17 protein-coding genes are annotated in these 20,801 nt (G+C 35.3%); 4 read left to right on the top strand and 13 right to left on the bottom strand.

Features of this window, described 5'->3' with window-relative positions:
- Window positions 1-28: 28 nt before the first annotated feature.
- Window positions 29-784: a YdcF family protein gene (locus tag EO766_RS02290; RefSeq protein WP_074418373.1), complete on the top strand. Its 756-nt coding sequence runs from the start codon at window positions 29-31 to the stop codon at window positions 782-784.
- Here EO766_RS02290 and EO766_RS02285 read toward each other — a convergent pair whose 3' ends face one another.
- Both EO766_RS02285 and ribD read right to left on the bottom strand, forming a co-directional pair.
- The gene (locus EO766_RS02285; RefSeq protein ID WP_074420298.1) at window positions 785-1,393 is read right to left on the bottom strand and encodes an IMPACT family protein; all 609 of its coding nucleotides are present in this window, start codon (window positions 1,391-1,393) and stop codon (window positions 785-787) included.
- Window positions 1,386-2,438: a bifunctional diaminohydroxyphosphoribosylaminopyrimidine deaminase/5-amino-6-(5-phosphoribosylamino)uracil reductase RibD gene (ribD, locus tag EO766_RS02280; protein WP_074418375.1), complete on the bottom strand. Its 1,053-nt coding sequence runs from the start codon at window positions 2,436-2,438 to the stop codon at window positions 1,386-1,388. The genes EO766_RS02285 and ribD overlap by 8 nt, the downstream gene beginning before the upstream one ends.
- A 51-nt stretch (window positions 2,439-2,489) precedes the next feature.
- On the opposite strand from ribD, the gene prmC reads away from it, so the two are divergent.
- The 3 genes from prmC to EO766_RS02265 are packed head-to-tail and all read left to right on the top strand — an operon-like array spanning window position 2,490 to window position 5,139.
- Window positions 2,490-3,362: a peptide chain release factor N(5)-glutamine methyltransferase gene (gene prmC, locus EO766_RS02275; RefSeq protein ID WP_074418376.1), complete on the top strand. Its 873-nt coding sequence runs from the start codon at window positions 2,490-2,492 to the stop codon at window positions 3,360-3,362.
- 21 nt (window positions 3,363-3,383) lie between these two features.
- Window positions 3,384-4,280, top strand: a complete 897-nt coding sequence (locus EO766_RS02270) for an ABC transporter ATP-binding protein (RefSeq protein ID WP_074420712.1) — start codon at window positions 3,384-3,386, stop codon at window positions 4,278-4,280.
- 31 nt (window positions 4,281-4,311) lie between these two features.
- Window positions 4,312-5,139: a DUF2705 family protein gene (locus EO766_RS02265; RefSeq protein ID WP_074419697.1), complete on the top strand. Its 828-nt coding sequence runs from the start codon at window positions 4,312-4,314 to the stop codon at window positions 5,137-5,139.
- 6 nt (window positions 5,140-5,145) lie between these two features.
- On the opposite strand, the gene EO766_RS02260 is transcribed toward EO766_RS02265, so the two are convergent.
- The 11 genes from EO766_RS02260 to EO766_RS02210 form a co-directional block, all read right to left on the bottom strand.
- Window positions 5,146-6,081 (bottom strand): TIGR01777 family oxidoreductase, encoded by a 936-nt coding sequence (locus EO766_RS02260; RefSeq protein WP_074420711.1) that lies wholly within the window; start codon window positions 6,079-6,081, stop codon window positions 5,146-5,148.
- A 133-nt stretch (window positions 6,082-6,214) separates the two neighbouring features.
- Window positions 6,215-8,062: a cell division protein FtsZ gene (gene ftsZ / locus EO766_RS02255; protein ID WP_074420710.1), complete on the bottom strand. Its 1,848-nt coding sequence runs from the start codon at window positions 8,060-8,062 to the stop codon at window positions 6,215-6,217.
- A 62-nt stretch (window positions 8,063-8,124) separates the two neighbouring features.
- Window positions 8,125-9,555 (bottom strand): cell division protein FtsA, encoded by a 1,431-nt coding sequence (ftsA, locus tag EO766_RS02250; RefSeq protein WP_228733101.1) that lies wholly within the window; start codon window positions 9,553-9,555, stop codon window positions 8,125-8,127.
- 42 nt (window positions 9,556-9,597) lie between these two features.
- Window positions 9,598-10,677, bottom strand: a complete 1,080-nt coding sequence (locus tag EO766_RS02245) for a cell division protein FtsQ/DivIB (protein ID WP_074420709.1) — start codon at window positions 10,675-10,677, stop codon at window positions 9,598-9,600.
- Window positions 10,678-10,679: 2 nt separating this feature from the next.
- A complete protein-coding gene (gene murC, locus EO766_RS02240; RefSeq protein ID WP_074420708.1) occupies window positions 10,680-12,041 on the bottom strand; it encodes a UDP-N-acetylmuramate--L-alanine ligase in 1,362 nt (453 codons plus the stop codon).
- Window positions 12,038-13,123, bottom strand: a complete 1,086-nt coding sequence (gene murG, locus EO766_RS02235; RefSeq protein ID WP_074417865.1) for an undecaprenyldiphospho-muramoylpentapeptide beta-N-acetylglucosaminyltransferase — start codon at window positions 13,121-13,123, stop codon at window positions 12,038-12,040. The genes murC and murG overlap by 4 nt, the downstream gene beginning before the upstream one ends.
- A gap of 41 nt (window positions 13,124-13,164) precedes the next feature.
- On the bottom strand, window positions 13,165-14,478 hold the full coding sequence (locus tag EO766_RS02230; RefSeq protein WP_081299039.1) for an FtsW/RodA/SpoVE family cell cycle protein: 1,314 nt from the start codon (window positions 14,476-14,478) through the stop codon (window positions 13,165-13,167).
- Window positions 14,479-14,481: 3 nt separating this feature from the next.
- On the bottom strand, window positions 14,482-15,867 hold the full coding sequence (gene murD, locus EO766_RS02225; protein ID WP_074417866.1) for a UDP-N-acetylmuramoyl-L-alanine--D-glutamate ligase: 1,386 nt from the start codon (window positions 15,865-15,867) through the stop codon (window positions 14,482-14,484).
- Window positions 15,868-15,876: 9 nt separating this feature from the next.
- Window positions 15,877-17,190 (bottom strand): phospho-N-acetylmuramoyl-pentapeptide-transferase, encoded by a 1,314-nt coding sequence (mraY, locus tag EO766_RS02220; protein ID WP_074417867.1) that lies wholly within the window; start codon window positions 17,188-17,190, stop codon window positions 15,877-15,879.
- 30 nt (window positions 17,191-17,220) lie between these two features.
- Window positions 17,221-18,681: a UDP-N-acetylmuramoyl-L-alanyl-D-glutamate--2,6-diaminopimelate ligase gene (locus EO766_RS02215; protein WP_074417868.1), complete on the bottom strand. Its 1,461-nt coding sequence runs from the start codon at window positions 18,679-18,681 to the stop codon at window positions 17,221-17,223.
- 5 nt (window positions 18,682-18,686) lie between these two features.
- Complete coding sequence (locus EO766_RS02210; RefSeq protein WP_287100654.1) at window positions 18,687-20,795, bottom strand: PASTA domain-containing penicillin-binding protein; 2,109 nt, start codon at window positions 20,793-20,795, stop codon at window positions 18,687-18,689.
- Between the last annotated feature and the right edge of the window lie 6 nt (window positions 20,796-20,801).

Here is a 20,801-nt window from a genome sequence, read left to right as displayed (position 1 = left end):
TCTTTTTTAAGTTTCAACTATCTGCATCATGTTTTTTGTGCTTTCCAAACTATTGTTCTTTTTACTTTCGCCCCTTACCTGGTGTGTTATTTTTGGGATAGCATATTATTTTTCAGAGTCAAAAAAAGTAAAAAAAGTCTTTAAAATATTGGGTATTGGCCTTTTCATTTTATTCAGTAATACTTATTTGTACAACAGTGCAGAAAGCCGATGGCAAACCAATCCTGCTCCATTTAATCAGCATGGCGAGGCAGCCATAGTATTGGGTGGATTAATTAGTTTTAATAAAAACCATGAAGGCTTTTTTAATGGTGCAGCCGAAAGGTACACTGCCGCTTTGCAGTTGTATAGCGTTGGCGCCATTCACAAAATTATTGTAAGTGGAGGTGCAGGATTGTTGTTGGATACCGTTGATAAAGAAGCCAAATTTTTGCAACAACAGTTTTTGAAAGCTGCTGTTCCTGAAAATGATATTTTGGTAGAAAACCAATCACGCAATACTTACGAAAACGCATTGTATACCAAAAAACTGATAGAAGCCGATCATCTTAAACCACCCTTTTTATTAATAACATCTGCAGAACATATGCGCCGTGCATTTGCTGTTTTTCAGAAAGCAGGTATTCCTGTAATACCCTACCCCGTTCATTACAACGTTTTACCCAACCGAAAAAATAATTGGTATGATTTTATCATTCCAAATTTTTGTAACTTCTATAACTGGCAGGAACTATTCAAGGAAATGATTGGATTTGCTGTGTACCGCATTACCAATAAATTGTAACTATAACGCTTTTATTTCAACTGATCGTAAATCATTTAGTTTAAATAAAACTTCATTCAATCTTGACTTGGGTATTCCAATTTTCATATAACAAAACAACTGCGTATCCTGATAAGTAATAGAACAATTGTATTGTTTAATTATCATCATTATATCATTCATTGCGGTATAATTGAAATGCAAATCATACAACAAGGCTACAGGGCATTGAACCACCGGAACCATTTGCAAAACAAGCGCTGCTGCAGATTTGTATGCATTGATCAATCCTGGAACGCCTAATAAAGTGCCGCCAAAATATCGAACCACAATAATTAATACATTGATTAACTGCCTGCTGTCTATTTGCCCAAGAATTGGTCTTCCGGCAGTTCCGGAAGGTTCGCCATCATCACTCACTCTAAAATCTGTTTTATCCATTCCCAACCGGTAAGCAAAACAATGATGCACTGCTTTGGGATGTTCTTTTTTTAAATCAGACAAATATTGTTTTACCTGATCTTTTGAAGTTAAGGGATAAGCATAAGCCAGAAATTTACTGCCTCTGTCTTTATATTCTGCAAATGCTGGTTGTTGAATGGTGAAGAAAAAATCAGGTGTTTCATTCATATTCAGCAGGAATAAAATATTGAATAAAATCGTTTTGTAAATTTTCTGAACATTGTAATTGCGCTCCATGTAATTTGGGTGCGGGTAAGCCACGGTTCATCCACATTGTTGTATTGGTAATTACCCTTGCATCATCCCATAAACCGGCATCAATAAAACACTGCAACAAAGTTGTACCCCCTTCGACCAAAATGCTTTGAATGTTTTTTTCATAACAAGATTGCACAATAGCAGGGATTGCTGATATTGAATGCTTCCATTGTATGTATTCAACACTTCCTGTTGTACGGTTTATTTTTCGATTCCAAACAAGGGTAGGATTTCCATCTGATAAAATATGTAAGCGCTCAGGAAGCTCACAATCGGCATCAATCACCATTCGCAGAGGTTGCGCACCATTAGGCCAATACCGATTGTTTAAAAGTGGATTATCCTGTAAAGCTGTATTTTTTCCAATAAAAATGGCTGCCTCCTCACTCCGCCATTTGTGTACCAGTCGGTTGGTATAAGCGTTTGTTATGAACAAACGTTCTGTTGAATGATTCGCAATAAACGCATCGGCGGTTTGTGCCCATTTTAAAATAATATAGGGTCTTTTTTTTGTATGAAACGTAAAAAATCGTTTATTTAATTCTTTACACTCCTTTTCCAGAAGACCGGTAACTACTTCAACCCCTGCTGCTTTTAATTGATCAATACCCTTACCGTTTACTGCCTCAAAAGGATCAAGAGTACCAATAACTACCCGCGGTATTTTATGCTGTAAAATCAGCAAACTACATGGTGGTGTTTTACCAAAATGTGCACAGGGCTCCAATGAAACATATAAAGTAGATTTTGAAATGAGTTGCCGGTTCGCATCAGAAACGCTATTCATGCAATTCACTTCTGCATGCGGGCCACCAAATTGTTGATGATACCCCTCTCCAATTATTCTGTCATCATATACCAAAACAGCACCCACCATTGGGTTAGGTTGGGTGTACCCAACAGCCATTTTTGCCAATTGAATACAACGTTGCATATAAAACTGATCTCTTTCCATATTACACCTGCCAATTTTACAAAAGTAGCTGAATTGGTGCTATTTTGCAGTATGACTATAAAAACTGCATATCAACAACTACTATTGGCTTTGTTTGAATTGTACAATGACAGAGAAGCTGCAAACATTGCCGATATGGTCATTGAAGCAATAACCGGTTTCAATAAAATTAACCGGATCGTGCATCCGGAAATAACACTGAATCAGGTACAAAAGGCTATATTGAAACAATATTCAGATGAGCTGGCACAATATAAACCGGTTCAATATGTACTGAAAAAAGCCTGGTTTTTTGGTTTGCCATTTTTTGTAAATGAATCTGTATTAATTCCAAGGCCAGAAACAGAAGAACTGGTTGCATGGTTGCTGCAAGAAGCAAAGAATATAGAACTTCCTGTTTCAGTTTTAGACATTGGCTGTGGAAGTGGTTGTATACCCATTACTATAAAACATCAACGCCCCGATTTCAATGTAATCGGTGTTGACATTAGTGAAAAAGCTTTATCAGTTGCTAAGCAGAATGCAGTAACACATCAAACTAATATTAATTTTAAAACAATTGATATTTTAAATACCTACAACTGGTCATTATTGGATAGGTATGATTTTATTATCAGTAATCCACCCTATATTGGATGGTTAGAAAAAAAATCAATGGCAAAACAAGTGGTTGAATTTGAACCACATGAAGCCTTGTTTGTGCCGGATAATGATCCATTGCTATTTTATAAAACAATAGCCCAATTTTCAAAAAGCCATTTAAACCCGAATGGTTTGCTTTTTTTGGAAGTGAATGAAAATATGGCACTTGAAACTGAAAAGGAATTACAGGTATTGGGCTATACAACTTTTTTAAGAAAAGATTTGCAGGGCAAAAACAGAATGCTACAGGCAAAGTATAATTTTTTAAATGAAAATAAATAGTATATTACTTCAAATTACAGTATGGAAAAAATTCTCACCACCGATAATATTTCTAAAAGCTACGGGCCTGTTAAAGCATTGAACAGTCTGACTTTTGAGGTTCCGAAAGAAGCTATTTTTGGTATATTGGGACCCAATGGAAGTGGCAAAACCACTACCCTCAGTATTTTATTGGATGTGTTAAAAGCAGACAGTGGACATTATAGTTGGTTCAACAATAGCACCAACAAGCATTACAGAAAAAGAATTGGCACCTTATTGGAAACGCCCAATTTTTATAATTATTTATCTGCATATGATAATTTAAAAATTACACAAGCCATCAGTAGCCGGGGTAATAAAACAGATATTGATGCTGTATTAGAAACTGTTCGGTTACAAAGCAGAAAGAACGATAAATTCAGCACATACAGTTTGGGTATGAAACAACGGTTGGCCATTGCAGCAGCATTATTAGGCAATCCGGAGGTATTGGTTTTAGATGAGCCCACGAATGGTTTAGACCCGGTTGGAATAGCAGAAATAAGAACATTGATAAAAGAATTGGGCCAACAGGGAAAAACAATTATTATGGCCAGCCATTTGTTAGATGAGGTAGAAAAGGTTTGTACCCATTTCTGCATTTTAAAACAGGGCAATTTATTGGTAAACGGGCCGGTAAAAGAAATTTTGAGTAATGAAGATGTTATCATTCTTCGTTCAAGAGATCTCAACCAATTAAAGCAGGTTTTATTATCCATCCCAGGATATACGCATTTAACAGAAGAAAAAGATTTTTGTCAAATGCACTGTTCCGCAAACGCTATTCTACCGGAGGATATTAATGCCCATTGTTACAACAAAGGTGTTATTTTATCGCATTTGGAAGTAAAGAAAAAAAGCTTGGAAGAAAAATTCTTTGAATTAACAGGAAATTAAAATTATATTTTAAAAATATTTATACTGCATCATGAAACAACTATTACAAATAGAATGGCTGAAAATAAAAAAATATCCTGCATTCTGGTGGATGCTGGGCATTGTAACTTTTACTTATCCGGCTATCAATCTACTATTCCACAACGTATACGAAAATATTACCTCCAGAAAAGATATGGCCGGTAATGCTGCAAGATTTTTATTAGGTAATCCTTTTGCTTTTCCCGATGCCTGGCATTCTGTTGCTTACTTTTCTTCCTGGTTTTTGCTGGTACCTGCTATTTTAATTATTATGCTCATCACCAACGAGTATCAATATAAAACGCACCGGCAAAATATTATTGACGGATGGATCCGGGATGAATTTATTACTGCTAAACTTTTAGATGTATTGATTGTAGCTGTACTTGTTACGGTAATGTATACTTTGGTAGCTGCATTTTTAGGATTTTATTATTCTGATGCGGTGGGTCAACACAGATGGAGTGAGGAGCTGTATTTTATTCCACTTTTTTTCTTAATGACATTTGCACAACTCAGTATTGCATTTTTTACAGGATTTATTATTAGAAAAGCATTTATTGCGTTGGGCATTTTCTTTTTTTATATGCTCGTTATTGAAAATATAATGAAAGCCTATTTCAGTTTCAAAAGCATACCCATTAATGCCTATTTACCGTTTGAATTATCAAACAGATTGGTACCCAGACCAAACTTTTTAGGAAAAATTGATGAAGCATCCAATCAGGCCTATTTACAAAGTTTATCAGATATTAATTTGCATATCTTGTATACACTAATTTTTACAGGCTTTATCTGGTGGCTTTGTTATAAAACTTTTAGGAAGGCAGATTTATAAATGTTATTATTCCGAAGCTTTCAATTGTTGTAAGGCATGCTCAATTTCCGGATATAAAAATGTAAACCCTGCTGTTCTTATTTTGGTATTGTTAACGGTAGTGCTTTTCAGTACTTCAATACTCATTTCGCCCATTATTATTTTTAAAAGGAATGATGGAACATAAACGGGTATAAACCATTTTCCACGTTGAATTTTGGCTAATGTCAGTGTCAATTTTCTGTTAGTAACTGGTTGATTGGCTACAGCATTATAAACGCCATTGAGCTGATTATTTTCGAGGGCATTCATAAAAAGCCGGCATAAATCGTCAATATGAATCCAGCTTATCATTTGGTTCCCGGATCCTAATATGGTAGCAATCCCCCCCCGTAATGGTTGTCTAAATGCCTGAAGTGCCCCGCCGGCATTACTTAAAACAATACCAATTCTATATTTAACCAATCGTATTCCTAAGTTTGAAACAGGTGTAATGCTTTCTTCCCAAAGCCTACAAGTTTCTCCTAAAAAATCCTTTGCTGGAGGTGTACTTTCAATAAAGCCGTTTATTTTGCTTTCATCGTTATCCGGACCATACCATCCAATGGCAGATGCACTTACAATTGTTTTTACTTTAAAATTATTCATAGTTTGCAATGAATCAACAAGCAGTGCACTGCTTTTGATTCTGCTTTCCTGTATTGCTAATTTTCTTTTAGCCGACCAGCGTTTATCTGCAACACCCGCACCGGCCAAATGCACAATGGCATCTGCTGAAGCCAGCGCTTCAACATCAATCAACTGATTTTCTACATCCCACTTTGCATAGGAAAGTGCCTTGTGATGACTATTTCCAGGCGGATTTCTACTCAGCACAATTACCTGATAACCATTGTTTAGCAACATAGCAGTTAAATGTTTTCCTACCATTCCTGTGCCACCTGTTATAACGACAGTTTTCATAAAAATGATTTACAATAGTAATTGAATGAATAAAGTTTTTATTTAAACAAGAAATATATCAATTGTTATCAAAAATAAACCCTTCGCTACGAAACGAAGGGTTATTTTTTATTCTACCAACTAAACCTAAAAATTAATCAGGTTTTTTACCATCTAAAAAACTATTCAGACTAGAAATCTGAGTTTTGTTCTTTTCATCTTTTTCAACTGTTATTTTACTATAAAAGTTTTCTACTGATGCCAATTGGTTATTTCCAAATAATTCCATTTTACGGCGCACATAAGCAGGCACTGTATCAAATTCATTATTCGGATCATTAGAATTCATGTTATAAGATAAATTTCTTAACCGATGTAAGCGCTCAGTAGCCCTGCGACGTTGTTCTTCTGCCTCATCCAAATCACTATTGTATTGAAACAAAGAAGGCTGCTCAACCTGTGTACGTTCGTGGTAATGGTGTTTTACTTCAGGTTCTTCTTTCTTTTCATTGGTATAAAACTGAAGTGGTAATTCTTCTTTTTTAGTTTCTTCTTTTATTTCAGCAGGCTGAACCGGTAAACTATTGCCGGTAACTTCCGGTATTTCCGGTTCTGCATAAATCTTAAAAGGTTTAGAGAGAATAGAAGGTGATTCAGCTTTCTCTGTTAATTTCATGCCTGCAATATTTTCCTCAATGGCACTAGGCAGTTCTGCCTCCATTTTTACTTCCTGCTGAGGAGTTACAGGAGCTGTTATTTCAGTACTCAATTCAAATTGCAAAATCTCAGTTTCACGCATATCTAACACAGCTTCTCTTTCCACAGGAGTATACAAGGAAAATTCAGCAGTATTATTTTCCGGTTCATTTTTAATATGTGGTGCAAATGGATCTGCAATAGCTTTATCATTTGCATCAGTAGTATTTGAAGCCGGTTGCACATCTGTATACTGATGTTCATCCAAACCCAGCGTCATTACAATTTTTTCAGGTTTGGGTGCTTCCATTTTAGGAGCAGCTTGTTTTTCAAATGGATTTTTATGCTCAAATCCGGTTGCAATCATGGTAATACCAATTTTTTTATCCAAAGTATTATCATAACCCATTCCGACAATAACATCTGTATTTTCTCCTGCCTGCAGGCGCAAGTAATTATTAATCACTTCAATTTCATCCATCGTGCATTCATGATCTCCTTCCGCGCTATTGATGTTGATTAAAATCCATTTGGCGCCTTTAATATCATTGTCATTTAATAAAGGCGAGTTTAATGCTTCTTCAATCGCTCTTTGTGCCCGGTCTTCACCTTCTACCTCAGCTTTTCCTAAAATAGCAACGCCTCCATTTTTCATAACAGTGCAAACATCTGCAAAGTCAACAATAATATGGCCGCGGCTATTAATAATATCTGTAATACATTTAGCAGCAGTTGCCAACACATTATCAGCTTTACTAAATGCTTCTTTCATTTTTAAATTTCCATATTGCATCCGTAATTTATCATTGCTAATTACAAGCAATGTGTCTACGTATGGTTTTAATTGCATAATACCTTCTTCCGCTTGAGCCATTCTTCGTGGGCCTTCAAAACCAAAAGGAGTGGTTACAATACCAACGGTTAAAATACCTAATTCTTTACATATTTGGGCAACAATGGGGCCACCTCCTGTTCCGGTTCCTCCACCCATACCGGCCGTTATAAATGCCATTTTGGTATTTACTTCTAAAATACTTTTAATTTCCTGCAACGATTCTTCTGTTGCTTTTTTTCCAACTTCAGGATTCGCACCTGCACCAAGACCCTGTGTTAAATGTGGGCCTAGTTGAATTTTATTGGGTACTTTACTTTGTTCAAGCGCTTTGGCATCGGTATTACATATAATAAAATCTACACCTTCAATGTTTTGTTCATGCATGAAGTTTACGGCATTACTACCTCCACCACCAACACCAAGCACTTTGATGATGGATGATTTTTGTTTGGGCAAATCGAAATGAATCATAACGTACGGTTTAATAGTTAGTAAGTAGAATAAACGGTATTTACAGGATAGTGGTAAAAAATTTATCTTATAATTTGATCTTCTTCTTCTTTAAACAATTCAATGATGCCATTTTTAAACTTATCCCAAAAACGTGCATTCAATTTGGGAGCAGTTCCAATTTTTTCAGTTGGTTGAACCATTGGCGTTTCTATAATTTTGGTTTGCTCTTTTAACTGATGTGGCACCTGAATATATTTAAATTGTTTTGAAAAATCTTTGGATTTTGATTCGTAATCATTATAACCTTTCAGAATTAACCCCAGGCAGGTTGCATACATGGGCTGTTTTAATTCTGCAATATGATTGGGTGCCAAATGCTCATTAGGATAACCAATTCGGGCATTTAAACCGGTAATATATTCGGTTAACTGAATTAAGTGTGTTAACTGAGAACCGCCACCGGTAAGAATAATACCTCCATTTAAAGCATTATTATCTAAACCAACCTGTTTTATATGGTAGGTTACAAAATCTAAAATTTCACTCATTCTTGCCTGTATAATTTGCGCCAGATTACGCATGCTGATTTCTTTTGCAGGCAAACCTTTTAATCCCGGTATGGTAATATAAGTATTGGCTTTGGCCTCATCGGCAATAGCACAACCGAATTGAACTTTTAATGCTTCAGCCTGTTGTTTTAATACACCAAGGCCCATCCGTATATCGTTGGTAATATTTTCACCACCAAACGGAATAACTGCTGTTTGTTTTAAAATACCTTCATAAAAAATTGCCAAATCGCTGGTTCCACCACCAATGTCTAAAATAGCAACTCCGGCTTCTAAATCAATCTCACTCATTACTGCACTGGCACTGGCCAAAGGCTGCAATACCAGATCTTTTGTATGAAGTCCACTTCTCAATACCGCTCTGTTAATATTTCTGATGGCATTTTTATCGCCGGTAATAATATGAAAATTAGCTCCGACTTTTACGCCATTGTATCCAACAGGGTCTTTTATATTTTGAATGTTATCTACCTTAAAATCCTGAGGAATTACATCAATAATTTCGTCTCCTGCAGGAATAAAAGTTTTCCGTTGATCGGCAATCAGTTGATCAATTTCTTTTTGCTGAATTTCAATTTCAGGATCCTGGCGTACAATATCACCTCTTGTTTGTAAACTTTTAATATGATAACCGGCAATTCCTACATACACATCTTCAATCAACAGTTCCGGATTACTTTTGGCACAATTTTCTAAAGCCTGTTGAATAGATTTGATTGCCTGATCAATATTCAGCACCTGGCCATGATGCACACCATTGCTGTTGGCTTTTCCAAAACCGAGTATTTCTAATTTACCTTGCTCATTTTTTCTGCCTGCTATCACAGCAATTTTGGTAGTGCCAATATCTAACCCTACAATAATTGGCGACTCGTTCATTCCAACTATTGCTTCGTTTTGAACAGATGATTGATTCATATTTGGCTTATCTTGTTGCATCATACTGATTTTGTTTTGTATAGGGTACTTTGAAAATGATGATATTTAATTTTGTTTTTTCATGACTGCTTTGGGCGCTTTTTTATTCTTATTTGAATTCGTTTTTAAACCCAACTTCTGATTATCTGATAACGTGTGATTGTTTATTTTATTTTGTTTAAAATTTATTTGTTTTTGCACCTTTTGCTGCTCTTTTTCTACAGGTAGGTTATTCGTTTTATTCACACTATTTTGTACAGGTAAATTATGCTGAACAACTGCAGTATCAGACATCCATGATATAGCAGCGTCTTGTTTGGCTTTTACAGAATCAAGGCCATTATTTTTATATTCACTTTTAACAGCTACAACCTGATTGTTAAATCGAAGATCAATTGTTTTATAAGCATTCATGCTTGTACGGGTAAATATCTGTTGATAAAAAGCATAAAGATTATTAAACTTTTTTTCCAGACTATCAGCTGTACCAAAATTGATTAAATGACTGCCAACCATAGGCACCAGTTCAAATTCAGCATTTGATTGTATGTTGATTTGTTCAATTTGTGCCATCCAAAAACTATCGGCTTGTATAAAAGATGCCATCCGAACCATTTGCCGTAACAGCAAACTATCTGGTTTAGAAATTTTAGCTGACATACTGCCGGGATAACCAGTAAACACCGGTACACGAACCGCAAACTTATCACTTTGTGGTAAACGCATTGCTGCACTATCTATATAAAATGCATCTTCATTATTACCCAATACCATTGCAACAGGAGTTCGTTCTTTAATTTTTACGTGTAAAATATTTTTATTATCAAAATACAAGGCTGCATTTTTAACCCATGCATTCTTTTCAACCAGCATTTCAAAACTTTTTAAATAAATACTTTGGAGCGAATGCTGTGTAATTTTTCCATTCGTATTCAATAACGCTATAACATCTTTTTCATCTATAAAAGCATCCTCAAAATTTTTATCTAATTCAACACTTACGCCACTACACACCTGCTGGTTTTGCCTTTTAATGGCAGCTGACAATAAAACAATCATACCCACACCAAAAATTATCCAAAACAGATTGGCAATGCCTTTTCTGCTGAATAATTGTTTGAAACGAATATGAGTAAGTACGGCCATTTTTATTCTATTAGTTTTTCTTTTAAAGGTTCTATCATTTTATCAATATCTCCTGCACCGGCTGTTATCAGTAGCTCGGGCCGGTTCGTTGCTACCCAATGTATTAGTTCATCTTTCGATAGTAATAACACATTCGCACTATTCATTTTTTCTGTCAACAATGCAGCATCAACGCCAGGAATGGGTAATTCTCGTGCCGGATAAATTGGCAGTAGAATTACCTGATCTGCATTTTGTAAACTTTTTGCAAAAGCATCCGCAAAATCTTTTGTTCTACTGTATAAGTGTGGTTGAAAAACCAAGACCATTTTTTTATTTGGATAAAGACTGCGTACACCATGAATGAGTGCATCCAATTCAGCAGGATGATGTGCATAATCATCTATAAAAACATGTTGAGCTGTTTTTAAAATGAATTCAAATCTTCTTTTAACTCCTTTAAATGTGCTTATGCTTTCTTTGATTAAATGGTCGGCAATACCTAATTGTTTGGCTACGAGAATAGCAGCCAGGGCATTTTCAACATTATGCAAACCACCCATATTTAATTGAACGGATGTTAATTGCCAGTATTTTGCCTGAACCGTAAATACATAACCACCCTCCTGAATTTGAATTTGTGAAGCATGCACATCGGCGTCGGGAGTTGATAAAGCATAATTGTAGTGCACTACTGTTTTATTTAATTTGTCTGCACATGGTATTGTAGAATGATAAATTAAAGTTCCATCTTTTTTAATTTTTTTGGTAAAAGCAATAAAAGCCTCTTCTACTGCTTCAGCTGTACCATAAATATCTAAATGGTCTGGATCAATTGCAGTAACAATAGCAATATTGGGCAAAAGTTTTAAAAAGCTTCTATCATATTCATCGGCCTCTACCACTACTACATTATTTTCACTGCTCCAGAAATTAGATTGATAGTTAGTAGAAATACCACCTAAAAATGCATTACAACCATAGCCTGAATGTCTGAGAATGTGCGCAATCATGGTACTGGTAGTAGTTTTACCATGGGTACCACTAATACAAATATTAAAAGAATGAAGGGTAATCCATTGCAGCACATCGCTCCGTTTTACAATCAAATATTTTTTTTCGGCACAAAACACTAATTCTTTATTGTCTGCAGGTATTGCAGGTGTATATACCACCACATCTGTTTCAGCAGGAATAAGTTTGGTGTTTTCTTGATAATGTACAGCAATACCTTCAAGTTCTAATTGTTTCGTCAATGCGGTTTCGGTTCTGTCGTATCCACTTACATGTGCACCTTTAGCATGAAAATATCTTGCCAAAGCGCTCATGCCAATGCCGCCAATGCCAATAAAATAAACAGTCTGTATGTTTTTTAATTCAATCATTGAATCGTTTCTAAAATTTTTTCAGCAATCATATCTGCGGCATTCAACTTAGCCAGTGATGCAATATTTTTACTCAGTGTTTCCTGCAACGCCACATTTTGAATTAAATCAAGAATAGCAGGCACTAAGCCAGTATCAGCCTCATTGTCTTTTACCAAACGTGCAGCATTTTTTTGAACCAGATATTGTGCGTTAACGGTTTGATGATCTTCGGCTGCATATGGATAAGGTACAAATACAACAGGTTTCTTCACTACACACAACTCAGCAACAGACAGGGCTCCTGCTCTTGAAACCACCACATCGACAGCAGCATAAGCCATATTCATTTTTTCAATAAAAGCTTGAATACAAAATGAATTTGTTCCTTCTGACAAATGCTTATATTGTTGATAGGTATGTTGCCCAGTTTGCCAAATTAGCTGTAATCCATTGTCGGAAAACGATGCAATATTTTTTGCGATTGCATTATTAATACTTTTGGCACCAAGGCTTCCACCCAGAATTAAAATTGTTTTTTTGTTGTTCAATAACCCAAAATATTCCAGCGATTCATATTTTGAAATTTTGTTATTTATTATTTCCTCACGTACAGGATTACCTGAAATAATAATTTTTTCTTGAGGAAAATATTTTTGCATGTCCTCAAAAGCAACAAATACGTATTGTACTTTTTTTGCCAGAAGCTGATTAGATTTACCGGCTAAGGAATTACTTTCATGTATAAATGTTGGAATACCCTTACGCTGTGCTGTTCGCAATACCGGAAAACTGGAGTATCCACCTACACCAATCACAGCATCAGGTTTAAAATTGTTCAGTATTTGATTCACTTGCCAAAAACTTTTAATCAATTTAAAGGGCAAGGAAAAGTTTTTAAAGAGATTGGCTCTGTTATATCCGGCAATATCAATTCCATTAATTTTATAACCCGCCTGTGGTATTTTTTCCATTTCCATTTTTCCCTTCGCACCAACAAACAATAACGAAACAGCAGCTTTTTTTTCAAGTGCTTTTGCTATGGCCAATGCCGGAAAAATATGTCCGCCGGTTCCTCCTCCGGCAATCAAAATTTTAAGCATTCGTTATTAATTGTTGTATCATAATATTATACAATTTAGAATCAAGCGTTTTGTAATGGTACCTGAACTAACTTTTCATCTATATTTTGTTTCTCGTCTTCATTGGTTTTACCTTCTAACTGTTCAACATTTCTTGCTACACTTAGAATAATACCTATCGATGCGCAAGTAAATAAGAAAGAGCTTCCGCCCATACTAATTAAGGGTAGTGTAACGCCGGTAACGGGTACCATATTTACATTCACTGCCATATTTGCCATGGCCTGTATAACAAGGGTAAAGCTGAGTGCCAGCGCTAAAAATGCACCAAATGCATAAGGGCATCTTCTGAAAATACTGATACATCTGAATAAAAAAAGTAAGTAAATAAAAATAACAAACCCGCCTCCTAACAAGCCATACTCTTCAATAATGATGGCATAAATAAAATCATTATAAGCCTGCGGCAAATAATTCCGTTGTCTGCTATTACCAGGACCTAATCCCAATAAAACACCTCCATTGGCAATGGCAATTTTAGCCTGCTGTACCTGATAAGGTACTTCTGCATTGTTGGAATAAATAAAATCCTGTACCCTTTTTACCCAGGTAGATAACCGACCAAATGAATTGAGTTTTTCTATATTTTCTGTTTTATAGTTATTGCCGGGTTTTACCGGTTTGTAAGTAGTAATAGCAATGGTAATAATGATCATAACCGGAATGGAAGCCACCATCAATAATAAAAGAATGTGTTTAATACTTACACGGCCAATAAACATGAGTAATAAAGAAGTGGCACCTGTTAATAATGCATTTGACAAATTAGCAGGCATAATGAAAGCACAAACCAGAATAACCGGAATAACAATGGGGATAAACCCTTCTTTAAAATCTTTGATTACCCGTTGTTTTTTACTTAGCATTTTAGATAAATACATAAACAAAGCCAGCTTGGCAAAATCACTGGTTTGAAAAGTCATGTTAATAATGGGCAGTCTAATCCATCTGCTTCCATCATTAATTCGGGTACCAAATAATAAAGTATATAACAATAATGGAATGGAAACCAGAAACAATATTGTTGCTACTCTTGAAAAAATGGTATAATTAACTCTGTGCAAGAAATAAATAATCAGCATACCCATTACCATAAAAGCCAGTTGCTTAAATAAATAAATCTCATTATTGCCTTTATTCATTTTATAAGCAAGTGAACCGGTTGCACTATATACCACAAGTACTGATATTAAAGTCAGTAAAATAACGATACCCCATATGTATTTATCACCTCTTGTTTTTTGCAAGAGTTGTCCCTTCATACCTTCTATTGAAGATATTTGTGTAAAAAGTGTATCGCTATTTGCCTGACTCATTTTTTATAAATCTTTTACAGCAACTTTAAATTGATTACCCCTGTCTTCAAAATTTTTAAACAGGTCGAAGCTGGCACAGGCAGGGCTTAATAAGACAACATCACCCTTTGTTGCTAATTTAAAAGATTGTTCTACTGCATCTTTTGCGGAAGCTGTTTCGATGATTACCGGAACAACATTTTTAAAAGCAGTAACAATTTTTTTATTGTCGGTACCCATGCAAACAATTGCTTTTACCTTTTCTCTCACCAGGTCGGTAATCAGGCTATAATCGTTTCCTTTATCAATACCGCCCAGTATAAGAATAGTAGGCTTGTTCATACTCTCCAAAGCAAACCAGGTACTGTTTACATTGGTTGCCTTACTATCATTAATAAATTCAACACCGCGAACGGTTGCTACAAACTCCATTCGATGCGCAAGGCTTTGAAAATCATTCACCGCCTCTCTAATTTTTTCTTTTCTGATTCCTACTGTTGTTGCAGCAATACATGCAGCCATTGTGTTGTAAGTGTTATGCTTTCCTTTTAAAGCAAAATCATAAATGCTCATGCTTACGCGTTCTTCCTGAATGCGTAACATCATTTGATCTCCTTTTAGGTAAGCTCCGTTTTTAATTTCGTGTTTCATAGAGAATGATAAGGGGTTAGTATGAGTGATTGAAATTTTGTTTAATTCTTTTTTAATAACATCGTCATCATCGCAATAAATAAAATAATCATCGGTAGTTTGATTTTCAATAATCCTAAACTTACTGTTGACGTAGTTTTGAAAATTATATTCATATCTGTCTAAATGATCTTCTGTAATATTGAGCAGTACAGCAACATGTGGCTTAAAGGCAATAATATCATCTAATTGAAAAGAACTGATTTCGGCAACATACCATTGCTTAGGAGCTAATGCAACCTGTTTCGCAAATGAAATACCAATATTACCTACCATTGCACAATCCATTCCTGCCTTATCCAGAATATGATACATTAATGCTGTGGTAGTACTTTTGCCATTACTACCGGTTATTGCAATGATCTTGCTTTCGCCACAATACCGGTATGCCAATTCCACTTCACTGATAATGGGTATGCCTTTTTGTTTAACTTTTTTTATTATTTCATTTTTATCGGCTATTCCCGGACTTTTTACAACAATAGCTGCTTCCTCTATTTTATGAATTGAATGTAATTGCTCTTCAAACTCAATTCCAAATTGTTGCAACTCGAGTTTGTATTTTTCAGCAATTGTATTACCATCAGATACAAAGACTGAAAACCCTTTCTGCTTTGCAAGAATAGCAGCACCAACACCACTTTCGCCAGCACCTAATACTACTAACTTTCGATTAGCAGGGTTTTTAAAATCAATATGTTTAAATATATCTGGATGCATGGTATGATACTATCTAATTTTTAAGGTTACAATTGACAACAGCACACAAAAGATGGTTATAATCCAAAATCGTACAGCAATTTTACTTTCATGAAAACCTTTTTTCTGATAATGATGATGCAAAGGACTCATGAGAAAAATTCGCCTGCCTTCGCCAAACTTTTTCTTGGTGTATTTAAAATAAGCCACCTGAATAATTACACTTAATTCTTCAATTAAAAACACACCACAAAATATTGGTATCAATAATTCTTTCCGAACAATAATTGCCAATGAGGCAATAATTCCTCCTAACGCAAGGCTGCCGGTATCGCCCATGAAAACTTCTGCAGGATATGCATTGTACCATAAAAATCCAATACAGGCGCCAACAAATGCACCAACAAAAATGGAGAGTTCGCCCAAATTGGGGATATACATGATATTTAAATATTCAGCAAACTTTAAATTACCACTCACATAAACGAATATGCCCAATCCTGCACCAATAATGGCACTTACACCTGCTGCCAGTCCATCTAAACCGTCTGTTATATTTGCACCGTTCGAAACAGCAGCAATGATGAATGTTACAATTAATATATAAATAATCCAGGTATAAGCCTCGGCTCTGTTCCCCATCCAACTAATTAATTTACTATAATTAAATTCATGATTTTTGGTAAATGGAATGGTGGTGATGGGTGTTTTTACTTCAACAAATCTTCTGCTCTCGCCTTCAATATTTTTGGTAACAACATTAGAGCCTCTTGCTACAATTTCACCGGGATGCAACGATTTATTTACTTCTTTCGTAATAATTTCTCGTTCAACCGTTACATTACTATTAAAATATAAAGTGGCGCCAATAATAATACCCAAGCCAACCTGCCCAATAATTTTACTGACTCCGGCCAAACCATCACTGTTTTTCTTTTTGTATTGTTCACCCCGTTTACCTGCCAGCCTTCTTGCTTTAATTTTAAAATAATCATCTAAAAAACCAATTATTCCAAGCCATACTGTACAAAGCAACATGAGGCGTATGTAAACCTTACTTAAATCCGCAAATAATAAAGTTGGAATTATAATCGCCAATAAAATAATTATACCCCCCATAGTAGGAGTTCCCTTTTTCTGTTGCTCTCCTGCCAAACCCAAATCACGCACCGTTTCACCAATTTGTTTATCCTTCAAAAAAATAATTATCCTTTTACCATAAACTGTAGTAATAATTAACGATAATAATATAGCCATAGCTGCCCTGAAGGTGAGGTATTGAAATACACCTGCCCCCATTATGTTGAAGTGTTGTTTAAGCCAGCTAAATAATTCGTATAACATAGTTTATATTATTATCTATCACTTATAAATTCATTCAAACTTTGCAAACATTTCCCGCAATACTTGTTTATCATCGAATGGATATTTCACTCCGTTTATTTCCTGATATTTTTCGTGACCCTTTCCTGCTACAAGTATAATATCACCGGTATTTGCCATTTTAACGGCTTTTTCTATAGCCTGCCTTCTGTCGGGTATCGCAACATATTTTTTCTTTGCTGCAGTAGTCAATCCATTTTCCATATCAGCAAGAATATCCATTGGATTTTCGCTTCTGGGATTGTCGCTTGTAAAAATGGCCTTATTGCTTAAATCACATGCAGCCTGCGCCATAATGGGTCTTTTGGTTTTATCCCTATCACCACCGCAACCCACTACAGTTATGATTTGCTGAAAATTTTTTTTTAATTTTATCAGTGTAGTTAATACATTTTCTAAAGCATCTGGTGTATGCGCATAATCAACAATTCCTATAACCTGATTTTTACTTATAATGTAATCAAACCTTCCCTCTGCTCCGGTTATACCACTGAGAACAGTTAATGTTTTTTCGGAATCTTCTTTTAAACATAATGCAGTACCATATACAGCCAATAAATTGTATGCATTAAATTCACCAATAAGCCTGAAATGAACCTCTTGCTTATTGATAAGCATTTGTAAACCCGTTAAAGCATTATCTAAAATTTTTCCTTTAAAATCAGATGAGGCTTTTAAACTGTAATAGTATTTTACAGCTCTGGTGTTTTGCAACATTACTTCACCACGTTTATCATCTTTATTAGAAAGTGCAAAAGCATTTTCTGTTAAATTATCAAAAAAGCTTTTTTTAACCCGGATATATTCTTCAAATGTTTTGTGGTAATCTAAATGATCGAGTGTAATATTGGTAAATATTGCTCCTTTAAACTGAAGACCTGTTATTCTATGTTGATGAATAGCATGGCTGCTGCATTCCATAAACACATGCGAACAATTTTCGGTAACCATTCTTTGCAATAATGCATTCAAGCTGATGGCATCTGGTGTGGTATGTGTGGCAGGAATAATGTTTTGATTGATTTGATTTTGAACAGTACTAATCAAACCGCATGAATATCCTAAACCTGAAAAAAGTTTGTACAACAATGTAGCCACCGTTGTTTTTCCATTGGTACCTGTAACACCCACCAATATCATTTTTTCGGAAGGATAATCATAAAAATTATGTGCCATATAAGCCACGGCTTCATGGGTACTGTTTACTTTAATGTAAGTAATATTTTTTTCAAATTGCAGTGGTAAAACTTCAGCAATAATTGCAATAGCACCATTAACAATAGCCGCATCAATGAATAAATGACCATCTGCCTTTTCGCCCTTTATGGCAATAAAAACTGAATTTTGTTCTACTTTACGTGAATCAATATATAAACCGGATATCGCAATATCGGTATTGCCATACACTTCCTGTAAACGCACTTTATATAATATATCCTGCAATAACTTCATGTTGCTTAATTTAATGCTACCGTTAATATTTGTCCTTTGGAAATTGTTTCGCCCGGTATAATGGACTGATCTATTACTTTACCTACTCCTTTGGCATTTACTTTTAAACCCATATTACCGCACAAATACATTACATCTTTTAAACCCATACCCTTTAAAGAAGGCATTCGATAAAGCTGTATTTTTTTTGTATATACAATTGCATGACTTGGGGTGCCTGCAATACCGGCCCAATCATCTACAATAGAAACCGAATCGGTTGTTTTTATTTTCAATGATTTTGCAATATTCAATAAGTCAGTTTTATAACCAATATAATTAAAATGCGTACTATCGTTTTTAGCAACTGCAAACTGCGTACTGCTTTGTTTAACGTAAAGGGTATATAGTCTGTCTGCAATTTCTTTAAACACAACACCAGCCACTGCTGCACCATAAAAAACTTTTGCAAAAGGCTTATTTTTGATTACCACAATGCAGGTATACTGCGGGTTGTTGGCGGGGAAATAACCTGCAAATGAAGATTGATAAACTTTATCTGCATATCCTTTATTTGCATCTGCTACCAGAGCGGTACCGGTTTTACCTGCAACAGTATAGGGTGTATTTTTAAAAAGCTCTTTAGCAGTACCATTTGTACATACGCCTTCCAAACATGATTGAACTTGTTTTAAAGTAGTATTACTGCAAACTTTATCAATAAGTGTTACTGGTTCAATTTTCTTTAATACATTACCTTCTTCTACAATTGCGTTGACCAAATAGGGTTTCATCATTACACCGTTGTTGGCAATAGCATTGTATAATGTGAGTATTTGCAAGGGGGTAACCTCCACATTGTATCCAAATGCCATCCAAGGTAGTGTAGTAGCACTCCAACTTCTGCTTCCGGGTTTAATGATGGTAGAATTTCTTTCTCCAACCAAATCAATTCCGGTAGTTTCATCCAATCTAAAATCATGTAATTTTTTAATGAATGATCGTGGATTATTTTTATAGGCATCCAACGCCATTTCGGCCATCCCAACATTTGAACTTAGTTCAAATGCATGTTTTGCAGTAACTTCAAAATGTCCATGTTGTTCTGCATCATAAATGGTTCTATCGGCAATTTTTAATGTACCGCCATGCAGGTTTACAGTTTGACCTAATGTAATTTTTTTATCTTCTAATAAAGCCATTAATGTTGCCAGCTTAAAAGTTGATCCCGGCTCTGATGCATTGATTGCATAGTTATAATTTTCATAATAACTACCATCAGTACCTTTACCCAGGTTGGCCATTGCTTTAATTTTACCAGTAGCTGTTTCCATTACAATGGCGCAACCGTGTTGTGCATCGTTTTGTACCAACATTTTCATGAGTGCATTTTCGGTAATTTCCTGAATCAACACATCAATATTTGTAATTATATCTTTTCCGTTTATTGCTTCTGTTTCGTAACCGGCATCTACCGGAACTCCCACTCCACCTGCAATGTATCGAACAAGGCGGCTTCCTGATTTGCCACGTAGAATACTATCATAACTTAATTCCAATCCCACTTTAAATGAATCCCGATCTAAGCCAATGGTTCTAAAAGCCAGCATTTTATATGGATTGAGCCGTATACTTTTATCATCAGCAATAAATCCGCTTTTATTTTTTCCCAAACGAACCAATGGAAAGTTTTTTAGTGTTGTGTATTGCTGATAGGTAATACTTCTTTTTAATAGAAAATAACGAAACTTCTCTCTGTAACCTTTCAGTAAAATTCTTTTATAACCTGCGGCAGATTCATCTTTAAAAAGATTGGCGAGTGAAATGCTGAGCGAATCAATATTTTCTCTGAACCTTTTTCCATTTCTTTCACGTAATCCATCAGCGCCAAAATCTACATATATATCAAATTGCGGAATACTGGTACTTAACATTTCGCCATCCTCACTATAAATGGTACCTCGCTCTGCATCGGTTTCTACATAACGTTCATGCAAACTGTCGCTTAAACTTTGCCAGTATTTTCCCTGTACCTGCTGAATATAAACAGCTTTGGCAAATATGGTAATACCAACCGCTACAATTAAAATGTAGGTTAGGTATACTCTCCATAATATGTCGCGTTTTACATCCATTTTATA

This window comes from Hydrotalea sp. AMD (genome assembly GCF_004100315.1).
GTDB classification, from domain to species: domain Bacteria; phylum Bacteroidota; class Bacteroidia; order Chitinophagales; family Chitinophagaceae; genus Hydrotalea; species Hydrotalea flava.
This window is presented reverse-complemented; position numbering and strand designations above follow the sequence as displayed.

Coding starts and splice junctions, on each gene's coding strand:
- EO766_RS02285 (WP_074420298.1), bottom strand. CDS start 1,393: ATGAATGAAACACCTGATTTTTTCTTCACCATTCAACAACCAGCATTT.
- ribD (WP_074418375.1), bottom strand. CDS start 2,438: ATGGAAAGAGATCAGTTTTATATGCAACGTTGTATTCAATTGGCAAAA.
- murD (WP_074417866.1), bottom strand. CDS start 15,867: ATGCATCCAGATATATTTAAACATATTGATTTTAAAAACCCTGCTAAT.
- EO766_RS02230 (WP_081299039.1), bottom strand. CDS start 14,478: ATGAGTCAGGCAAATAGCGATACACTTTTTACACAAATATCTTCAATA.
- prmC (WP_074418376.1), top strand. CDS start 2,490: ATGACTATAAAAACTGCATATCAACAACTACTATTGGCTTTGTTTGAA.
- mraY (WP_074417867.1), bottom strand. CDS start 17,190: ATGTTATACGAATTATTTAGCTGGCTTAAACAACACTTCAACATAATG.
- murG (WP_074417865.1), bottom strand. CDS start 13,123: ATGCTTAAAATTTTGATTGCCGGAGGAGGAACCGGCGGACATATTTTT.
- EO766_RS02290 (WP_074418373.1), top strand. CDS start 29: ATGTTTTTTGTGCTTTCCAAACTATTGTTCTTTTTACTTTCGCCCCTT.
- EO766_RS02265 (WP_074419697.1), top strand. CDS start 4,312: ATGAAACAACTATTACAAATAGAATGGCTGAAAATAAAAAAATATCCT.
- EO766_RS02245 (WP_074420709.1), bottom strand. CDS start 10,677: ATGGCCGTACTTACTCATATTCGTTTCAAACAATTATTCAGCAGAAAA.
- EO766_RS02215 (WP_074417868.1), bottom strand. CDS start 18,681: ATGAAGTTATTGCAGGATATATTATATAAAGTGCGTTTACAGGAAGTG.
- EO766_RS02260 (WP_074420711.1), bottom strand. CDS start 6,081: ATGAAAACTGTCGTTATAACAGGTGGCACAGGAATGGTAGGAAAACAT.
- murC (WP_074420708.1), bottom strand. CDS start 12,041: ATGATTGAATTAAAAAACATACAGACTGTTTATTTTATTGGCATTGGC.
- EO766_RS02210 (WP_287100654.1), bottom strand. CDS start 20,795: ATGGATGTAAAACGCGACATATTATGGAGAGTATACCTAACCTACATT.
- ftsA (WP_228733101.1), bottom strand. CDS start 9,555: ATGATGCAACAAGATAAGCCAAATATGAATCAATCATCTGTTCAAAAC.
- ftsZ (WP_074420710.1), bottom strand. CDS start 8,062: ATGATTCATTTCGATTTGCCCAAACAAAAATCATCCATCATCAAAGTG.
- EO766_RS02270 (WP_074420712.1), top strand. CDS start 3,384: ATGGAAAAAATTCTCACCACCGATAATATTTCTAAAAGCTACGGGCCT.